This is a genomic window from Thalassolituus sp. UBA2590 (assembly GCF_002339775.1).
Lineage (GTDB): Bacteria > Pseudomonadota > Gammaproteobacteria > Pseudomonadales > Oceanobacteraceae > Thalassolituus.
Genome location: NZ_DDKU01000127.1, coordinates 1 through 12,948 on the forward strand (window position 1 = coordinate 1; position 12,948 = coordinate 12,948).

General features: G+C 52.6%; 13 protein-coding genes. 6 read left to right on the plus strand and 7 right to left on the minus strand.

Annotated elements, in window-relative coordinates:
* Nucleotides 1–83: 83 nt before the first annotated feature.
* On the minus strand, nucleotides 84–809 hold the full coding sequence (gene pgeF / locus B2067_RS11070) for a peptidoglycan editing factor PgeF (RefSeq protein ID WP_301388485.1): 726 nt from the start codon (nucleotides 807–809) through the stop codon (nucleotides 84–86).
* On the minus strand, nucleotides 809–1,774 hold the full coding sequence (gene rluD / locus B2067_RS11075) for a 23S rRNA pseudouridine(1911/1915/1917) synthase RluD (protein ID WP_068440073.1): 966 nt from the start codon (nucleotides 1,772–1,774) through the stop codon (nucleotides 809–811). Before rluD ends, pgeF begins: the two co-directional genes overlap by 1 nt.
* 88 nt (nucleotides 1,775–1,862) lie before the next feature.
* Between rluD and B2067_RS11080 the strand changes: the two genes are divergently transcribed.
* Entirely contained in the window at nucleotides 1,863–2,702 is an 840-nt protein-coding gene (locus B2067_RS11080) for an outer membrane protein assembly factor BamD (protein ID WP_301388486.1), read from the plus strand.
* A 299-nt stretch (nucleotides 2,703–3,001) separates the two neighbouring features.
* Nucleotides 3,002–3,211, plus strand: a complete 210-nt coding sequence (locus B2067_RS11085) for a cold-shock protein (RefSeq protein WP_068440070.1) — start codon at nucleotides 3,002–3,004, stop codon at nucleotides 3,209–3,211.
* 67 nt (nucleotides 3,212–3,278) lie between these two features.
* Here B2067_RS11085 and B2067_RS11090 read toward each other — a convergent pair whose 3' ends face one another.
* Genes B2067_RS11090 through B2067_RS11110 form a run of 5 tightly spaced genes read right to left on the minus strand, consistent with a single transcriptional unit; the run spans nucleotide 3,279 to nucleotide 9,453 of the window.
* Nucleotides 3,279–4,706 (minus strand): aldehyde dehydrogenase family protein, encoded by a 1,428-nt coding sequence (locus tag B2067_RS11090; RefSeq protein WP_301388487.1) that lies wholly within the window; start codon nucleotides 4,704–4,706, stop codon nucleotides 3,279–3,281.
* A gap of 1 nt (nucleotide 4,707) precedes the next feature.
* On the minus strand, nucleotides 4,708–5,142 hold the full coding sequence (locus B2067_RS11095) for an acyl-CoA thioesterase (RefSeq protein WP_301180515.1): 435 nt from the start codon (nucleotides 5,140–5,142) through the stop codon (nucleotides 4,708–4,710).
* Between the two features lie 18 nt (nucleotides 5,143–5,160).
* Nucleotides 5,161–6,342 (minus strand): iron-containing alcohol dehydrogenase, encoded by a 1,182-nt coding sequence (locus tag B2067_RS11100; protein ID WP_301388488.1) that lies wholly within the window; start codon nucleotides 6,340–6,342, stop codon nucleotides 5,161–5,163.
* A gap of 26 nt (nucleotides 6,343–6,368) precedes the next feature.
* Complete coding sequence (locus B2067_RS11105; RefSeq protein ID WP_301388491.1) at nucleotides 6,369–8,153, minus strand: acyl-CoA dehydrogenase C-terminal domain-containing protein; 1,785 nt, start codon at nucleotides 8,151–8,153, stop codon at nucleotides 6,369–6,371.
* A 37-nt stretch (nucleotides 8,154–8,190) separates the two neighbouring features.
* A complete protein-coding gene (locus B2067_RS11110) occupies nucleotides 8,191–9,453 on the minus strand; it encodes a 3-hydroxyacyl-CoA dehydrogenase (protein ID WP_301388493.1) in 1,263 nt (420 codons plus the stop codon).
* A 131-nt stretch (nucleotides 9,454–9,584) separates the two neighbouring features.
* Between B2067_RS11110 and B2067_RS11115 the strand changes: the two genes are divergently transcribed.
* The 4 genes from B2067_RS11115 to B2067_RS11130 form a co-directional block, all read left to right on the plus strand.
* The gene (locus B2067_RS11115; protein ID WP_301378011.1) at nucleotides 9,585–10,490 is read left to right on the plus strand and encodes a LysR family transcriptional regulator; all 906 of its coding nucleotides are present in this window, start codon (nucleotides 9,585–9,587) and stop codon (nucleotides 10,488–10,490) included.
* A gap of 105 nt (nucleotides 10,491–10,595) precedes the next feature.
* On the plus strand, nucleotides 10,596–12,125 hold the full coding sequence (locus B2067_RS11120; RefSeq protein WP_301388495.1) for a cryptochrome/photolyase family protein: 1,530 nt from the start codon (nucleotides 10,596–10,598) through the stop codon (nucleotides 12,123–12,125).
* 1 nt (nucleotide 12,126) lies between these two features.
* On the plus strand, nucleotides 12,127–12,315 hold the full coding sequence (locus B2067_RS11125; RefSeq protein ID WP_076515256.1) for a DUF2256 domain-containing protein: 189 nt from the start codon (nucleotides 12,127–12,129) through the stop codon (nucleotides 12,313–12,315).
* Nucleotides 12,315–12,948 (plus strand): deoxyribodipyrimidine photo-lyase (locus B2067_RS11130; protein WP_301388497.1); only part of this gene is annotated, 634 nt, incomplete at its 3' end. The genes B2067_RS11125 and B2067_RS11130, both read left to right, overlap by 1 nt.

Genomic DNA, 12,948 nt, shown 5'->3' on the forward strand with positions numbered 1-12,948 from the left:
AATCAAGGCTCAGGCCGGTTTTTATCACTGTATTTAATAAGGTTTCAGCAACGGTATTATCCAGTCTGAAAACGGGGCAGGTTTTACGCTTTCCAGATCAGACTGACTTGACGGCCGGTGACACCATCACGACGATAAGAAAAATACCCACTTTCGTCTTCGAAAGTGCAGATCCCTCCTCCGTGCACACTGCCAATGCCCGCACGGATGAGCTGCCAACGAGCCAGCTCAAAAAGATCTGCATACCAGCGATCTCCCTCTCCGTTGCGGAAGCAGGTTTCAGGCGCATCGGGAAAGGCTCCTTTAACTTCAGGGCCAACTTCGAAGGCTTCAAACCCGATCGCCGGGCATAAGTAAGCACTTACCTGAGACACATCAGAGAACTCTTTAAGAGTGTTGAGCAAGACGCCCGAAGCCAGGCCACGCCAACCAGCATGGGCAGCCGCGATCTTGTCGCCGCTCTGATCACAGAACAACACAGGCAGACAGTCGGCCGTCATCACAGCGCAGGCGATACCTGCTTCTGTGGTGGCAGCCGCATCGGCTTCTGGAATTATTCTGAGTGAGTCAGCGGTTGCCTGAAATACCTCAACACCATGCACCTGCTTCAGCCACTGGATGCCGGAAACGCCGGGTAAAGCATCGAGTAGCGTCGCTCGATTAGCGGCCACGGATTCGGATAAGTCACCCACATGATCGCCAAGGTTAAATCCGTTATACGGCGCTAACGAAACGCCGCCGCGCCGACCCGAATAGTATGCGTGAACGCCTTCCGGCAATGACCATTTGGGTTCGTGCAGGTCGATCATTAATAGTCGTCCTGCAGGGCTTCGTCGTCGGCCAGTGTATTCAGCAGTTCAACAAAGTCATCCGGGAGTTCGATTTCCCATTCCATGATTTCTTCGGTACGCGGGTGAATCAGCGTCAGGGCTTTTGCATGAAGTGCCTGTCGTGGAAATTTTGCCAGCATTTCGCGTAACTCTGGGCTGACGCCTTTCTTTAATCGGGTGCGGGCAGCGTACGTAGCATCACCAACGAGAGGGTGGCTGATATGCGACATGTGCACACGAATCTGATGCGTGCGGCCAGTTTCCAGCTTGCAGCGAATGTAGGTATGCGACGGAAACTTATGCAAGACACGATAGTGAGTGACCGCTTCTTTACCCATAGGGCTAACGGCCATCTTGGTGCGCTGCGTGCCGTGGCGGCCAATCGGCTCGTCGACCGTACCACCCGCAACCATGTGCCCCTGCACTACCGCCTCGTACTCTCGCCCCATACTGCGGTCCTGCAGCTGAGCGACTAAGTGCGTCTGCGCCTGTAATGTCTTGGCGACCACCATCAGACCCGTGGTGTCTTTATCAAGACGATGAACAATGCCCGCGCGCGGAATATTGATCAGGTCAGGGCAGTGGAAGAGCAAACCATTGAGTAAGGTGCCGGTGCGATTACCCGCGGCAGGATGCACCACGAGGTTAGTGGGTTTGTTCAATACCAGAATGTCATCATCCTCGTAGACGATATCCAGCGGGATATCTTCTGGCTCCCATTCGCCCTCAGCCTCCAGCTCGGCGGTTAAGGTCAGGGTCTCACCACCAACCACCTTATCGCGCCCCCGGACAGATTTGCCGTTCACCAGCAGCTGGCCATCTTTGATCCATTGCTGCAGGCGCGAGCGTGAGTAATCAGGGAACAGCTTGGCGGCCACCTGATCAAGGCGTTTGTTACCCTCTTCATAGGGAACTTCAATGGTGTGGTCTATCTGGTCAGACATAGGAAACCTTTAATGTGCGCGACGGATGATGATGACGCGCAGGTGTGTTCTAATACGGCGTATCGCGAAATTATATAGATGTATGAGAATGCACTCCATAAAGTCCATCCTGTTGGCACTGATCACAGCGTCTTTTCTTTCAGCCGGCCTGAGCGCCTGCTCTTCGAACCCTGAACGTGAAGTACGCACCGAAGCCGAGTACTACGAAGAAGCCCGCGAGGCCATCGACGACGATAACATGCTGATCGCAGAAGACCGCCTGAAGCGACTCGAAAGCGAGTATCCGTTCGGCCAGTACGCAGAGCAAGCTCAGCTTGAGCTGATTTACGTCAGCTTCAAGATGTCAGACATGGAAGGTGTTCTGGCCAAATCTGAACGCTTTATCCGTCTTCACCCGCAACACCCGAAAGTTGATTACGCTTACTATATGCGCGGTCTGGCAACCTATGAGCTGGGTTTTGCCTTCGTCGAGCGCTACCTGAGTGATGAAACAGAGTACCGTAACCCGGTGCCCCTGCAGGATTCATTCGCGTATTTCTCTGAGTTGCTGCGCCGCTTCCCTGACAGCGAGTACAACGCGGATGCCCGCGCCCGTATGATCTACCTGCGTGAGCGTCTGGCCAGCTACCAGATCAACGTCGCTAAATATTATATGAAGCGTCACGCCTATCTGGCTGCTGCGAACCGCTGCGAAGAAGTCCTGATCCACTATCAGAAGACACCGTATGTTAAAGATGCACTGGCGATCATGACCGAAGCCTACAAGTTGCTTGAAATGGACGAGCTGGCTGACAAGTCGCTTGCCCTTCTTAAACTCAACTACCCAGACCACCCTCAACTGGTGGACGGCCAACTGGAGGAAAGTGGGCTGGCGGATGTTGATCGCCGCAGCTTCTGGAACATCATCAGCTTTGGCCTGATCGACTGATCCCCCCGCTGTTTTCCATCCTGCCAGCCTGAGTTCGCCCTCAACTGGCAGGAAAAGTGAATTTTTTGTTACCCACACGTACTGTTTAGCCAATAAATATTGACAGAACGTCCATCCCGGCCCATAGTCCATCTGGCAAGAAAGAAAGTCTCCTGTCTAAATACTCCATCTCGATGTCAGTTAGCTGTAATACCTCGGTTTGTAGTTTCTAAGTTCAGCCTTATTTCATGCTTTATCGTCCTCAGCGTGGCTTTGTGTCATGAGGGACACCACTGAATACAATCCGAAAGGTACAAATTATGTCTGATAAAACAACTGGCACAGTAAAATGGTTCAACGAATCTAAAGGTTTCGGCTTCATCGAGCAGGAATCTGGCCCTGACGTTTTCGCTCACTTCAGCGCGATCACTGGTTCTGGCTTTAAAACTCTGGCTGAAGGCCAGCGTGTTGAGTTCACTGTAACTCAAGGTCAGAAAGGCCCTCAGGCTGAGAACATCGTCGCTCTGTAATCAGAACGTGATGCATAAAAAAGCGCAGTCGGGAAACCGACTGCGCTTTTTTTGGTCTGCATTTCCGTTACTGCGGCGTGCGCACTACCATCAGGCGCAACTCTGTCATATCTTCAAGAGCATAGCGAATGCCCTCCCGGCCAATGCCTGAGTCTTTTACACCGCCGTATGGCATATGGTCGACGCGCCAGCTCGGCACATCACCAATCACGACACCACCGACTTCCAGTTCGTCCCAAGCTTTCTGTGCTTTATACAGATCACGGGTGAAGATACCCGCCTGCAGACCGTAACGGCTGTCGTTTACTTTTTTCAGAACAGCGTCGTAATCATCAAACGGCTCTAAAATAGCCACTGGCCCAAACGCTTCTTCCGCGCTGAGTTCGCAATCCGCTGGTACGTTTTCCAGTAAGGATGCCTGCAGCATATTGCCGTCACGCTCACCGCCACACAGCAGGGTTGCACCGCGGTCCAGTGCGTCTTTGATCCAGCCGTGCAGACGCTCCGCTTCGCCTTCTGAAATCATCGGGCCGATAAAGGTTTCCGGATCTTTCGGATCGCCACTTTTCAGTGCCTTGGTTTTAGTCAGCAGTTTTTCTTTGAACGTGTCATACACATCGCTGTGGACATACAAGCGCTGAACACCGATGCAGCTCTGACCCGACTGGTAGAAAGCACCGATGATGACACGGGCAACCGCATCATCGAGGTCCCAGTCGTTATCGACAACACACGCAGCGTTGCCGCCGAGTTCCAGCACGACCGGCTTTTTACCAGCACGGGCTTTCAAAGCCCAGCCAACTTCAGGAGAACCGGTAAAGCTCAGAAGCTTCAGGCGCTCATCCTCTGTGAGCATGTCGGCACTGTCACGGCGACACGGCAGAATAGAAAACGCGCCCTCAGGCAAATCAGTTTCTGCGAGAATTTCACCAATCACCAGAGCGCCAATCGGCGTCATGCTGGCTGGTTTTAATACGAACGGACAACCCGCTGCAATCGCAGGAGCGACTTTGTGTGCAGCGAGATTCAGCGGAAAGTTAAACGGGCTGATAAAGGCACACGGGCCAATCGGCACGCGCTGAGTCATACCACGATAGCCTTTGGCACGCGGGCTGATATCCAGAGGCAGTGTCTCACCGAGCATGCGCGGTGTTTCTTCTGCGGCAATTTTAAAGGTGTCGATCAGGCGGCCGACTTCGCCTTTTGCATCATTAATTGGCTTACCGGCTTCAATGCAAAGCGCTTCTGCCAGTTCGTCCGCGCGCTCAGTAAAGCGTTTTACGCAGTGCTGAAGGACGGCCTGACGTTCGTACACCGTCATATTACGCATTGCCTCGGCTGCGCCTTCGGCGGCGGCGATGGCTTCATCGAGAACATCCGGCGTCGCCAGTGGTACTTCGTAGGCCACTTCGCCGCTGTATTTATCGGTGACTTTCAGGTCTGTATTGGCGTATACCGCTTCGCCTGCGAGATAATAGGGATAGGTCTTACTCATATCAGATCACCAGTTGCGAGAGTGCATTTCGTATCGGTTCAGGTATTGGGACGGATTTATTCGCCGCGCGTTCCACAAACACATGAATAAAGTCGCCAAAGGCACAGGCCTGCTCTTCGCCTTCTTTAAATATGGCCACACCGTAAGTCACCGAGCTGTTGCCCAGTTTGTTAACCCGCAAGCCCACTTCAATGGCGTCAGGATACGCAATCGGCGCTAAGTAATTGCAATGCGAATTCACCACAAAACCAACAATCGGTGCATCGTGAATATCCAGCCCGCCCTCTTCGATTAAATGACGGTTAACCGCAGAGTCGAAGTAAGAGTAATAGGTAACGTTATTCACATGACCGTAAATATCGTTATCCATCCAGCGCGTCGTGATGGGTACGAATTTTTTATAATCACTGCGTAACAGCGGCTTTTCACTGCTCATGGGTCATCCTTTTTCAAATTAATAAGCGGCGGTATAAATAGCCAGAGCATCCGCTTCGCTAACTTCGCGCGGATTATTAATGAGCAAACGTTGTTGCAGCATGGCTTCGCTGGCGAGCATGGGAATGGCATCCTCCGGAATATCACATTCACGCAACGTCATCGGCAGGCCCGTCTCTTTGATGCGCTGTTCAAGCCAGGCGATCAGAGTGTTAGTAACCTCCTCAGCGCTGCTCCCGGCTGATGTTTCTGAGAAATCAGCTCCCATAATATAGGGCGCTAATTCCGCGTACTGTGCTGCCGCCTGTTTATCCACTGAGTTAAACCGCATCACGTGCGGCAGTACGAGGGAATTACTCAGACCATGCGGAATATGAAAATGACCTCCCAGCGGATACGCCAGCGCATGCACTGCCGCCACTGGCGCATTAGCAAATGCCTGACCCGCGTATAGTGCACCGAGCAACATATTGCTGCGTGCTTCCAGGTTATGCCCTTCGTTGACCGCAGCCATTAAATTTGACGACAGTAACCGCAATGCTTCTTTAGCCAGCATATCGGATACAGGGTTTTTCTTGTGCACTGAGGTATACGCCTCGATCGCGTGCACCATGGCATCGATACCGGTGGCCGCCGTCACATGCGCTGGCAGGCCTTTGGTCAGCTCCGCGTCTAATAGAGCAATGTCGGGCTGCAATACCGGCGATACCACACCTGCCTTGGTCGTCGCGCCTGTGGTCACAATCGCAATCGGTGTGACTTCAGACCCTGTGCCAGCGGTGGTCGGCACCTGCAATAAAGGCAGACGTTTACCACGTGCATTGCCAACACCGTACATATCGCTTAACGGCTGTTTGCACTCTGGGTGAGCCAGTAAGGCCACCAGCTTGGCGACATCCATCGAGCTACCACCGCCAAATCCCACCACATAATCGGCTTTAGCAGCACGCGCCTGATTCGCGGCGTCGATGACCGTGCTGTCAGCCGGGTCGGCTTCAACGTCTTTAAACAGTGTTAACTGAATACCCGATTCTGAAAATGCTGGCAGTACGTCCTCAAGCAAGCCAATACTGATAATGCCCGGGTCAGTCACCAGCATCACACTACGAGCGCCCTGCTCTTCACAGATAGCGGCAAGGCGTCGGGCCGAACCCGGCTCGTTGATGATGGTACGGGTCGTCGTAAAGGTAAATGCTGTCATTATTATTCTCCTTTTTACGTCTCAGGTTACTGGCGCACAAATTGTTCAGCGGTCAGCCCAAACAGGTTATCCGCCGACGATTGCAGTACCTGACGGTGCAATTCAGCACGCGGTAAAATACGCTCAAAGTAGAAACGCGACGACGCCAGCTTTGCCTCATAAAAGGCGCTGTCGCCAGAGCCGTCATCGAGTTTTTTCTGCGCTGTTAACGCCATACGTAACCAGCCATAAGCCAGAAGTACATAGGATGAGAAATTCAGAAAATCCGTCGCACAGGCGCCGATTTCTTCCGGGTTATCAGCTGCGCGCTGAATAATATCCTGTGCCAGTTTGCGCCAGTGGGCGTTCGCTGAAGTCAGTGCTGCGACCTGCTCACGCAGGGATTCGTGCAGATCGTTGGCCTCGCATAAGGCGTCGATTTCGTCCTGCAGGCGCGACAGCTCAGCCCCCTGATCGCCCATGACTTTACGACGCATCAGATCCAGCGCCTGAATGCCGTTGGTACCTTCATAAATCTGGGTAATTCGACCATCGCGCACCAGCTGCTCCATATCCCATTCGCGTATAAAGCCATGACCGCCATATACCTGCATGCCGATGTTCGCGGCCTCTGCGCTCATATCAGTGAGGAAAGATTTCACGACCGGAATCAGAAGAGCTGCACGCACAGCGGCTTTTTCGCGCTCTTCAGCGTCTGGGTGGTGCTGTTCCATATCCAGATACTGGGCGGCTTCATACGCCAGGATACGACACCCCTCAACTAAGGTTTTCTGCGTCAGCAGCATACGGCGTACATCCGGGTGCACAATAATCGGGTCAGCCGGTTTTTCAGGGGCTTTCGGGCCAGTCAGTGAACGCGACTGCAAACGATCAATCGCGTATTCCACCGCGCCCTGATACGCCATTTCGGCAACGCCGAGGCCTTGCAAACCGACCTGAAAACGAGCGTCGTTCATCATAGTAAACATACACGCCAGGCCGCGATTTTCTGTGCCGATCAACCAGCCTTTGGCGCCATCGAAATTCATCACACAGGTGGCCGCCGCCTTAATCCCCATTTTGTGCTCAACAGAACCACAGGCAACGCCGTTGCGGCTGCCATCTTCAAGCATCTTAGGTACGAGGAAAAGCGAAATACCTTTTACACCCGCCGGAGCATCCGGCAGACGTGCCAGCACCAGATGAACAATGTTATCGGTGAAATCCTGCTCGCCACCACTGATAAAGATTTTGGTGCCGGAAATCGCATAACTGCCATCGGCCTGAGGCTCGGCTTTGGTACGCAGCAGCGCCAGGTCTGTGCCGGCGTGCGGTTCGGTCAGGCACATGGTGCCAGTCCATTCACCAGAAATCATTTTCGGCAGGTAGGTAGTTTTCAACTCGTCAGTGCCGTGCATATTCAACGCAAACACAGCACCGTCGGTCAGGCCGGTATACACGCGAAATGATAAATTAGCACTCATCATCATTTCCTGGAATGGCGCTGCCATAGAGACCGGGAAGCCCTGCCCGCCGAAATCTTCGCCGCCGGTCATTGAGGCCCAGCCGTTCTCGCAGAACTGACGATAAGCATCAGCAAAGCCTTCTGGTGTGGTGACTTCACCGTCTTTAAATGTGATGCCTTCTTCATCACCACTGCGATTCAGTGGCGCCAGTACGCCTTCATTAAATTTTGCGCCTTCTTCCAGTACGGCATCGACTATCTCCGCTGTCAGATCGTCACGACCTAGGCGGGCAAAATGTGAAGTAGCGTCGAGTACTTCGTGCAATACGAAACGCATATCCTGCAAAGGAGCTTTATAGGCTGTCATATCTGTAACCTGTTTTTAATTTATTATTTTCTGGGTATCAGTTAGCGATATCTGAAAACTTACCGCCACTTTCGGCGAGCTTTTTCAGCAGGGGCGCCGCTGCACAAGCTTCTCCAAATTTTTCAGCCAGGGCTTCAGTCCGTGCGAGAATCTCGGCCAGGCCACATCCATCAGCGTATGCCATCGGGCCGCCGCGCTCTTTCGGGAAGCCGTAACCATTCAGGTAGACCTTATCGATATCGGCACTGTTACGGGCAATGCCTTCTTCGAGGATTTTTGCGCCTTCGTTCACCAGCGCAAGAATGCAGCGATCAACGATTTCCTCATCGCTGATATCTCGGCGGGTAAAGCCGGCTTTTTCTGAAGTTTCGACTATCAATGCTTCAACCGATTCGTCGACGATGGCCTCACGGCTGCCTTTTTCGTAGCGGTAGTATCCTTTGCCGGATTTCTGACCGAAGCGCTCCTGTTCACAAAGCTGGTTGTCCACACGGACATTCAGTTCTTCAGGAGAGCCTTCAGGGAGCTGCACTCCCGAGAGCTGACGCGAGCGCCACTCCAGATCAATACCGACAACGTCGTACATACGGAACGGGCCCATCGCCATACCAAAGTTCTGCAATGCGCTATCGACCTGCGCTGGCAGTGCGCCCTCTAACAGCAGGCGGCGCGCCTGAAACACATAAGGCTCCAGCATGCGGTTACCGATAAAGCCATGGCAGTTTCCGGCAACGACAGCAACCTTACCGATATGTTGGCCAAGATCTTCAGCCAGCTGCAGTACCGCAGGAGCAGTCTTCTCACCGCGAACAATCTCAAGCAGCTTCATAATGTGTGCTGGGCTGAAGAAGTGCAGACCGAGTACCTGCTCTGGGCGTGAAGTCGCCGCGGCAATGGCATCAACATCGAGATATGACGTGTTGGTCGCAAGGATAGCGTTCGCATTCAGCGTTTCATCCAACTGCTTGAAGATGGTTTTTTTCAGGTCGATATTTTCGTAGACCGCTTCAATCGCGAGCTGCACATCGGCAATGTCAGCGTAGTCTCCGCTCAGGCTGAAGCAGGCCAGGCGCTCGTCCGCCTGAGCCTGAGTGATACGCTCACGCTTTACCATGCCGGCATAGATGCCTTCGATGTAGCTCATAGCTTGCGCCCGTACGTCTTCGTTCAGGTCGAGCAGAGTCACTTTGATGCCTGCATTCGCGAATGAGATAGCAATGCCGCGGCCCATGGTGCCCGCACCAATCACTGCAACCTGCTGGATGTCGTTTACGCTTGAGGGGAGATTCGCTTGAGTCATATACCTTGCCTGTCCGGATTGTTATCCGGGTTACTATTGAGTTGTTATGCTTATTCGATCAGCTTCTGGGCTCATTCTGACCAAGATTGAAGAAGCACATGAAATTAAACATAGTGATATAGCTTATTGTGATGATGAATATCCGCAACTTTGACCTCAACCTGCTGGTCATCTTTGACGCCCTCATGCGCGAGCGCAACGTATCGCGGGTCGCCGACCAGCTGGCTCTGAGCCAGCCGGCCATCAGCAATGCTCTCAACCGCCTGCGCAGCCTGCTCGACGATCAACTGCTGATCCGCACCGCACAGGGCATGCAACCGACGGCACTGGCATTATCATTGGAAGGGCCGATACGTCAGGCCATTCAACAAATCGAGACCACGTTGTCCGGCGGTCATCAATTTGATCCTCAATCCAGCCGCCGCCGTTTTCGGATAGCGACTACAGACTACGCCGAACTGGCGCTGATGCCACGTTTATTGGCTTACATGCGCACAACGGCGCCCGGAATCGAATTCGACATTCTTGATCTGCCACCGGATACGCCGACGAAAGCGCTTGAAGATGGCAACTTAGACCTGTGCATCGGACGCTTCGGAGAGCTGCCGCCCCGCATTCGCCGCACAGGATTTCTGAAGGAGGATCTGGTTGTCGCCTATGACCCACAGCAACTGGACCTGACCTCCGGGCTGGATCTGGAACGATTTCTTGGCTTACGCCACATATGGGTATCGGGTGGGCAACACCGGGGGGTTGTCGATATGTGGCTGGACGATAACAACCTTGAGCGTGAGATCGTTCTTGTCACGCCCAATTACCTTGGCGCCACGCATCTCATCATTGGCAACGATATGGTCGTAGTGCTGCCAAAACGCATGGCCGACCAGTATGCAGGGCTGCTACCTATCGCGCTGGCTTCGCTGCCTCTGCCGATACCACCGTTTGATGTCGACATTATCACATCTTCCTTGCGGGGCGATGACCTCGCACTGGAGTGGCTTATCAGCACTTTACAGCAGGAATTTACTGAGATCTGACGGATGAACCGTCGCAACCCGCGTCGTTGACGGACTCGCACACTGGCAAATCCAGCCATATAGTTATACATTAGTTATACCAAACAACGTAGAAATGTATAACTTATGCACCTCGGGCTGATTCTCGGCGACCAGCTGACACACGACCTCGCAAGCCTTCGCGTTCTCGATCCGAAGGTGGACCGGCTGATCATGGCCGAAGTCCGCGATGAGGCCACCTACGTAAAACACCACAAACAGAAGATCGCTCTGCTCTTCAGCGCCATGCGCCATTTTGCACAGGAGTTGAGAGATGCGGGGTGGCAGGTGGATTACTACGAATACAACAGTCAGGGAAACTTCAAATCCCTGTTCGACGTAGTGAAGCACTATGCAAAAGAGTATTCGGCTGAGCGCCTGATCCTGACCCAATGTGGTGAATACCGTTTGCAGAATGCGATGGACCGGGAATGGTCAAAATCACTGAACATCCCGGTCGATGTGTATGGCGACGATCGCTTTATCGCCACAACAAAAGAGTTCACAGACTGGGCCGACGGTCGCAAGCAACTACGTATGGAATACTTTTATCGGGAAATGCGCCGTAAAACCGGTTACCTGATGAAAGACGACAACCCAGAGGGCGGACAATGGAATTACGACGCCGATAACCGCAAAAAGTGGGATGGCAAAACTCCCTTTCCTAACCCTCCTGTGTTTGAACGCGATGATATCGACCGTGAAGTCATAGAACTGGTCGAAAAGAACTTCGCAGATCACCCAGGTTCGCTCGATGAATTTCACTGGGCGACTACAAGAAGCCAGGCTTCAACCGCGCTAGGCTTTTTTATTCAGCATTGCCTCAGCAATTTCGGTGATTTTCAGGACGCTATGGTGCGCGGTGAAAAAGCCTTGTTTCATAGCCTGCTCTCTCCCTACCTGAACTGCGGATTACTGACAGCGAAACAAGTATGTGATGCTGCCCAACGTGCCTGGGACGAAGATCGTGCCCCCCTGAATGCAGTAGAAGGCTTTATTCGCCAGATTATCGGCTGGCGCGAGTACGTGCGAGGTATTTACTGGCTTCACATGCCCCGATACGCGAAACAGAACACGCTGAAGAACAAGCGCTCACTGCCCCGCTATTACTGGGATGGCGATACGAAGATGGCCTGCATGGCCGACTGTTTTAAAAACACATTTGATCATGCCTACGCACATCATATTCAGCGCTTAATGGTCACGGGTAACTTCGCGTTACTTACCGGAATTAAACCTGAAGAAATCTGTGACTGGTATCTCGCGGTATACGCCGATGCCTACGACTGGGTTGAGCTTCCCAACACACTTGGCATGGTCATGCATGCCGACGGTGGATATCTGGGGAGCAAGCCCTATGCAGCTTCCGGAAACTACATTCATAAAATGTCGGATTACTGCTCGCAATGCCATTACTCAGTCAAAACTCAGGTGGAGGAAGACAGTTGTCCCTTTAACAGTCTGTACTGGCATTTTATCGACCGTCACCGTGAGGATTTCAAAAACAACCACCGTATGGGAATGATTTACCGGACCTTGGACAAAATGAAAGACGACAAGAAAGACCGAATCATTGCCCGTGCGGATGACCTTCTCAATCGACTGGACGAGCTTTGATATGCCCCATAAAAAAGTAAATCTTCCAGAGAAAAACTGTGCCTATTGCAAACGCCCTTTTTGCTGGCGGAGAAAATGGGCGCGTGACTGGGAAAACGTGCACTATTGCTCACAGCGCTGTAAGCGCGCTGCTAAATCAACACCCGCTGCAAATCTGTGCGCCAGCGCGAGTGTGGAGGACGAGTTCTGATGCAAAAGACGACTCAAGTATTATGGCTGCGGAATGATCTGCGCCTGCATGATCATGAGGGGTTTCGGCTGGCCGTCGAATATGGCGCGCCTCTCGCTGTCATTTATATTTTACCTGAGCATTGGCTGAATACAGATGATGATGGCATGAGTAGGCTGGGAAGCGCGAAAGCACATTTCCTGCGAGCCTCATTGATTGATCTTCATCGACAGCTTGAAGATCAGACCATTAACTTCAATATGTATCATGGTCACCCAGTCGACATCATTACTCGACTCAGAGATGAACTGTGTGGCGACATAAGGCTGCTCACCTCGGATGCGCAGGCCCCTGAAGAACAAGAGTGGCTGGAAGCGGTTAAAGAATACGACATTGATCTGGTGACCTACGAAAGTCAGACACTCTTCAGTCAGGCACAAATGGCCACCTTACTGAACGACTTTCCTGCATCTTTTTCTAAATTCAGAAAAACGGTCGAAAAAAGACCAGAGCTTTTTTATATCCCTGAAAGCGCAGAAACAACCCGCCTTCACATCCATGAACAACCACTGAGAACCAGTGCCTCTATCAGCTGGCCAGGCAGCGAATACGCGGTTTCACTCGGCTGTCATGGAGGAGAAAGACCAGGGATAA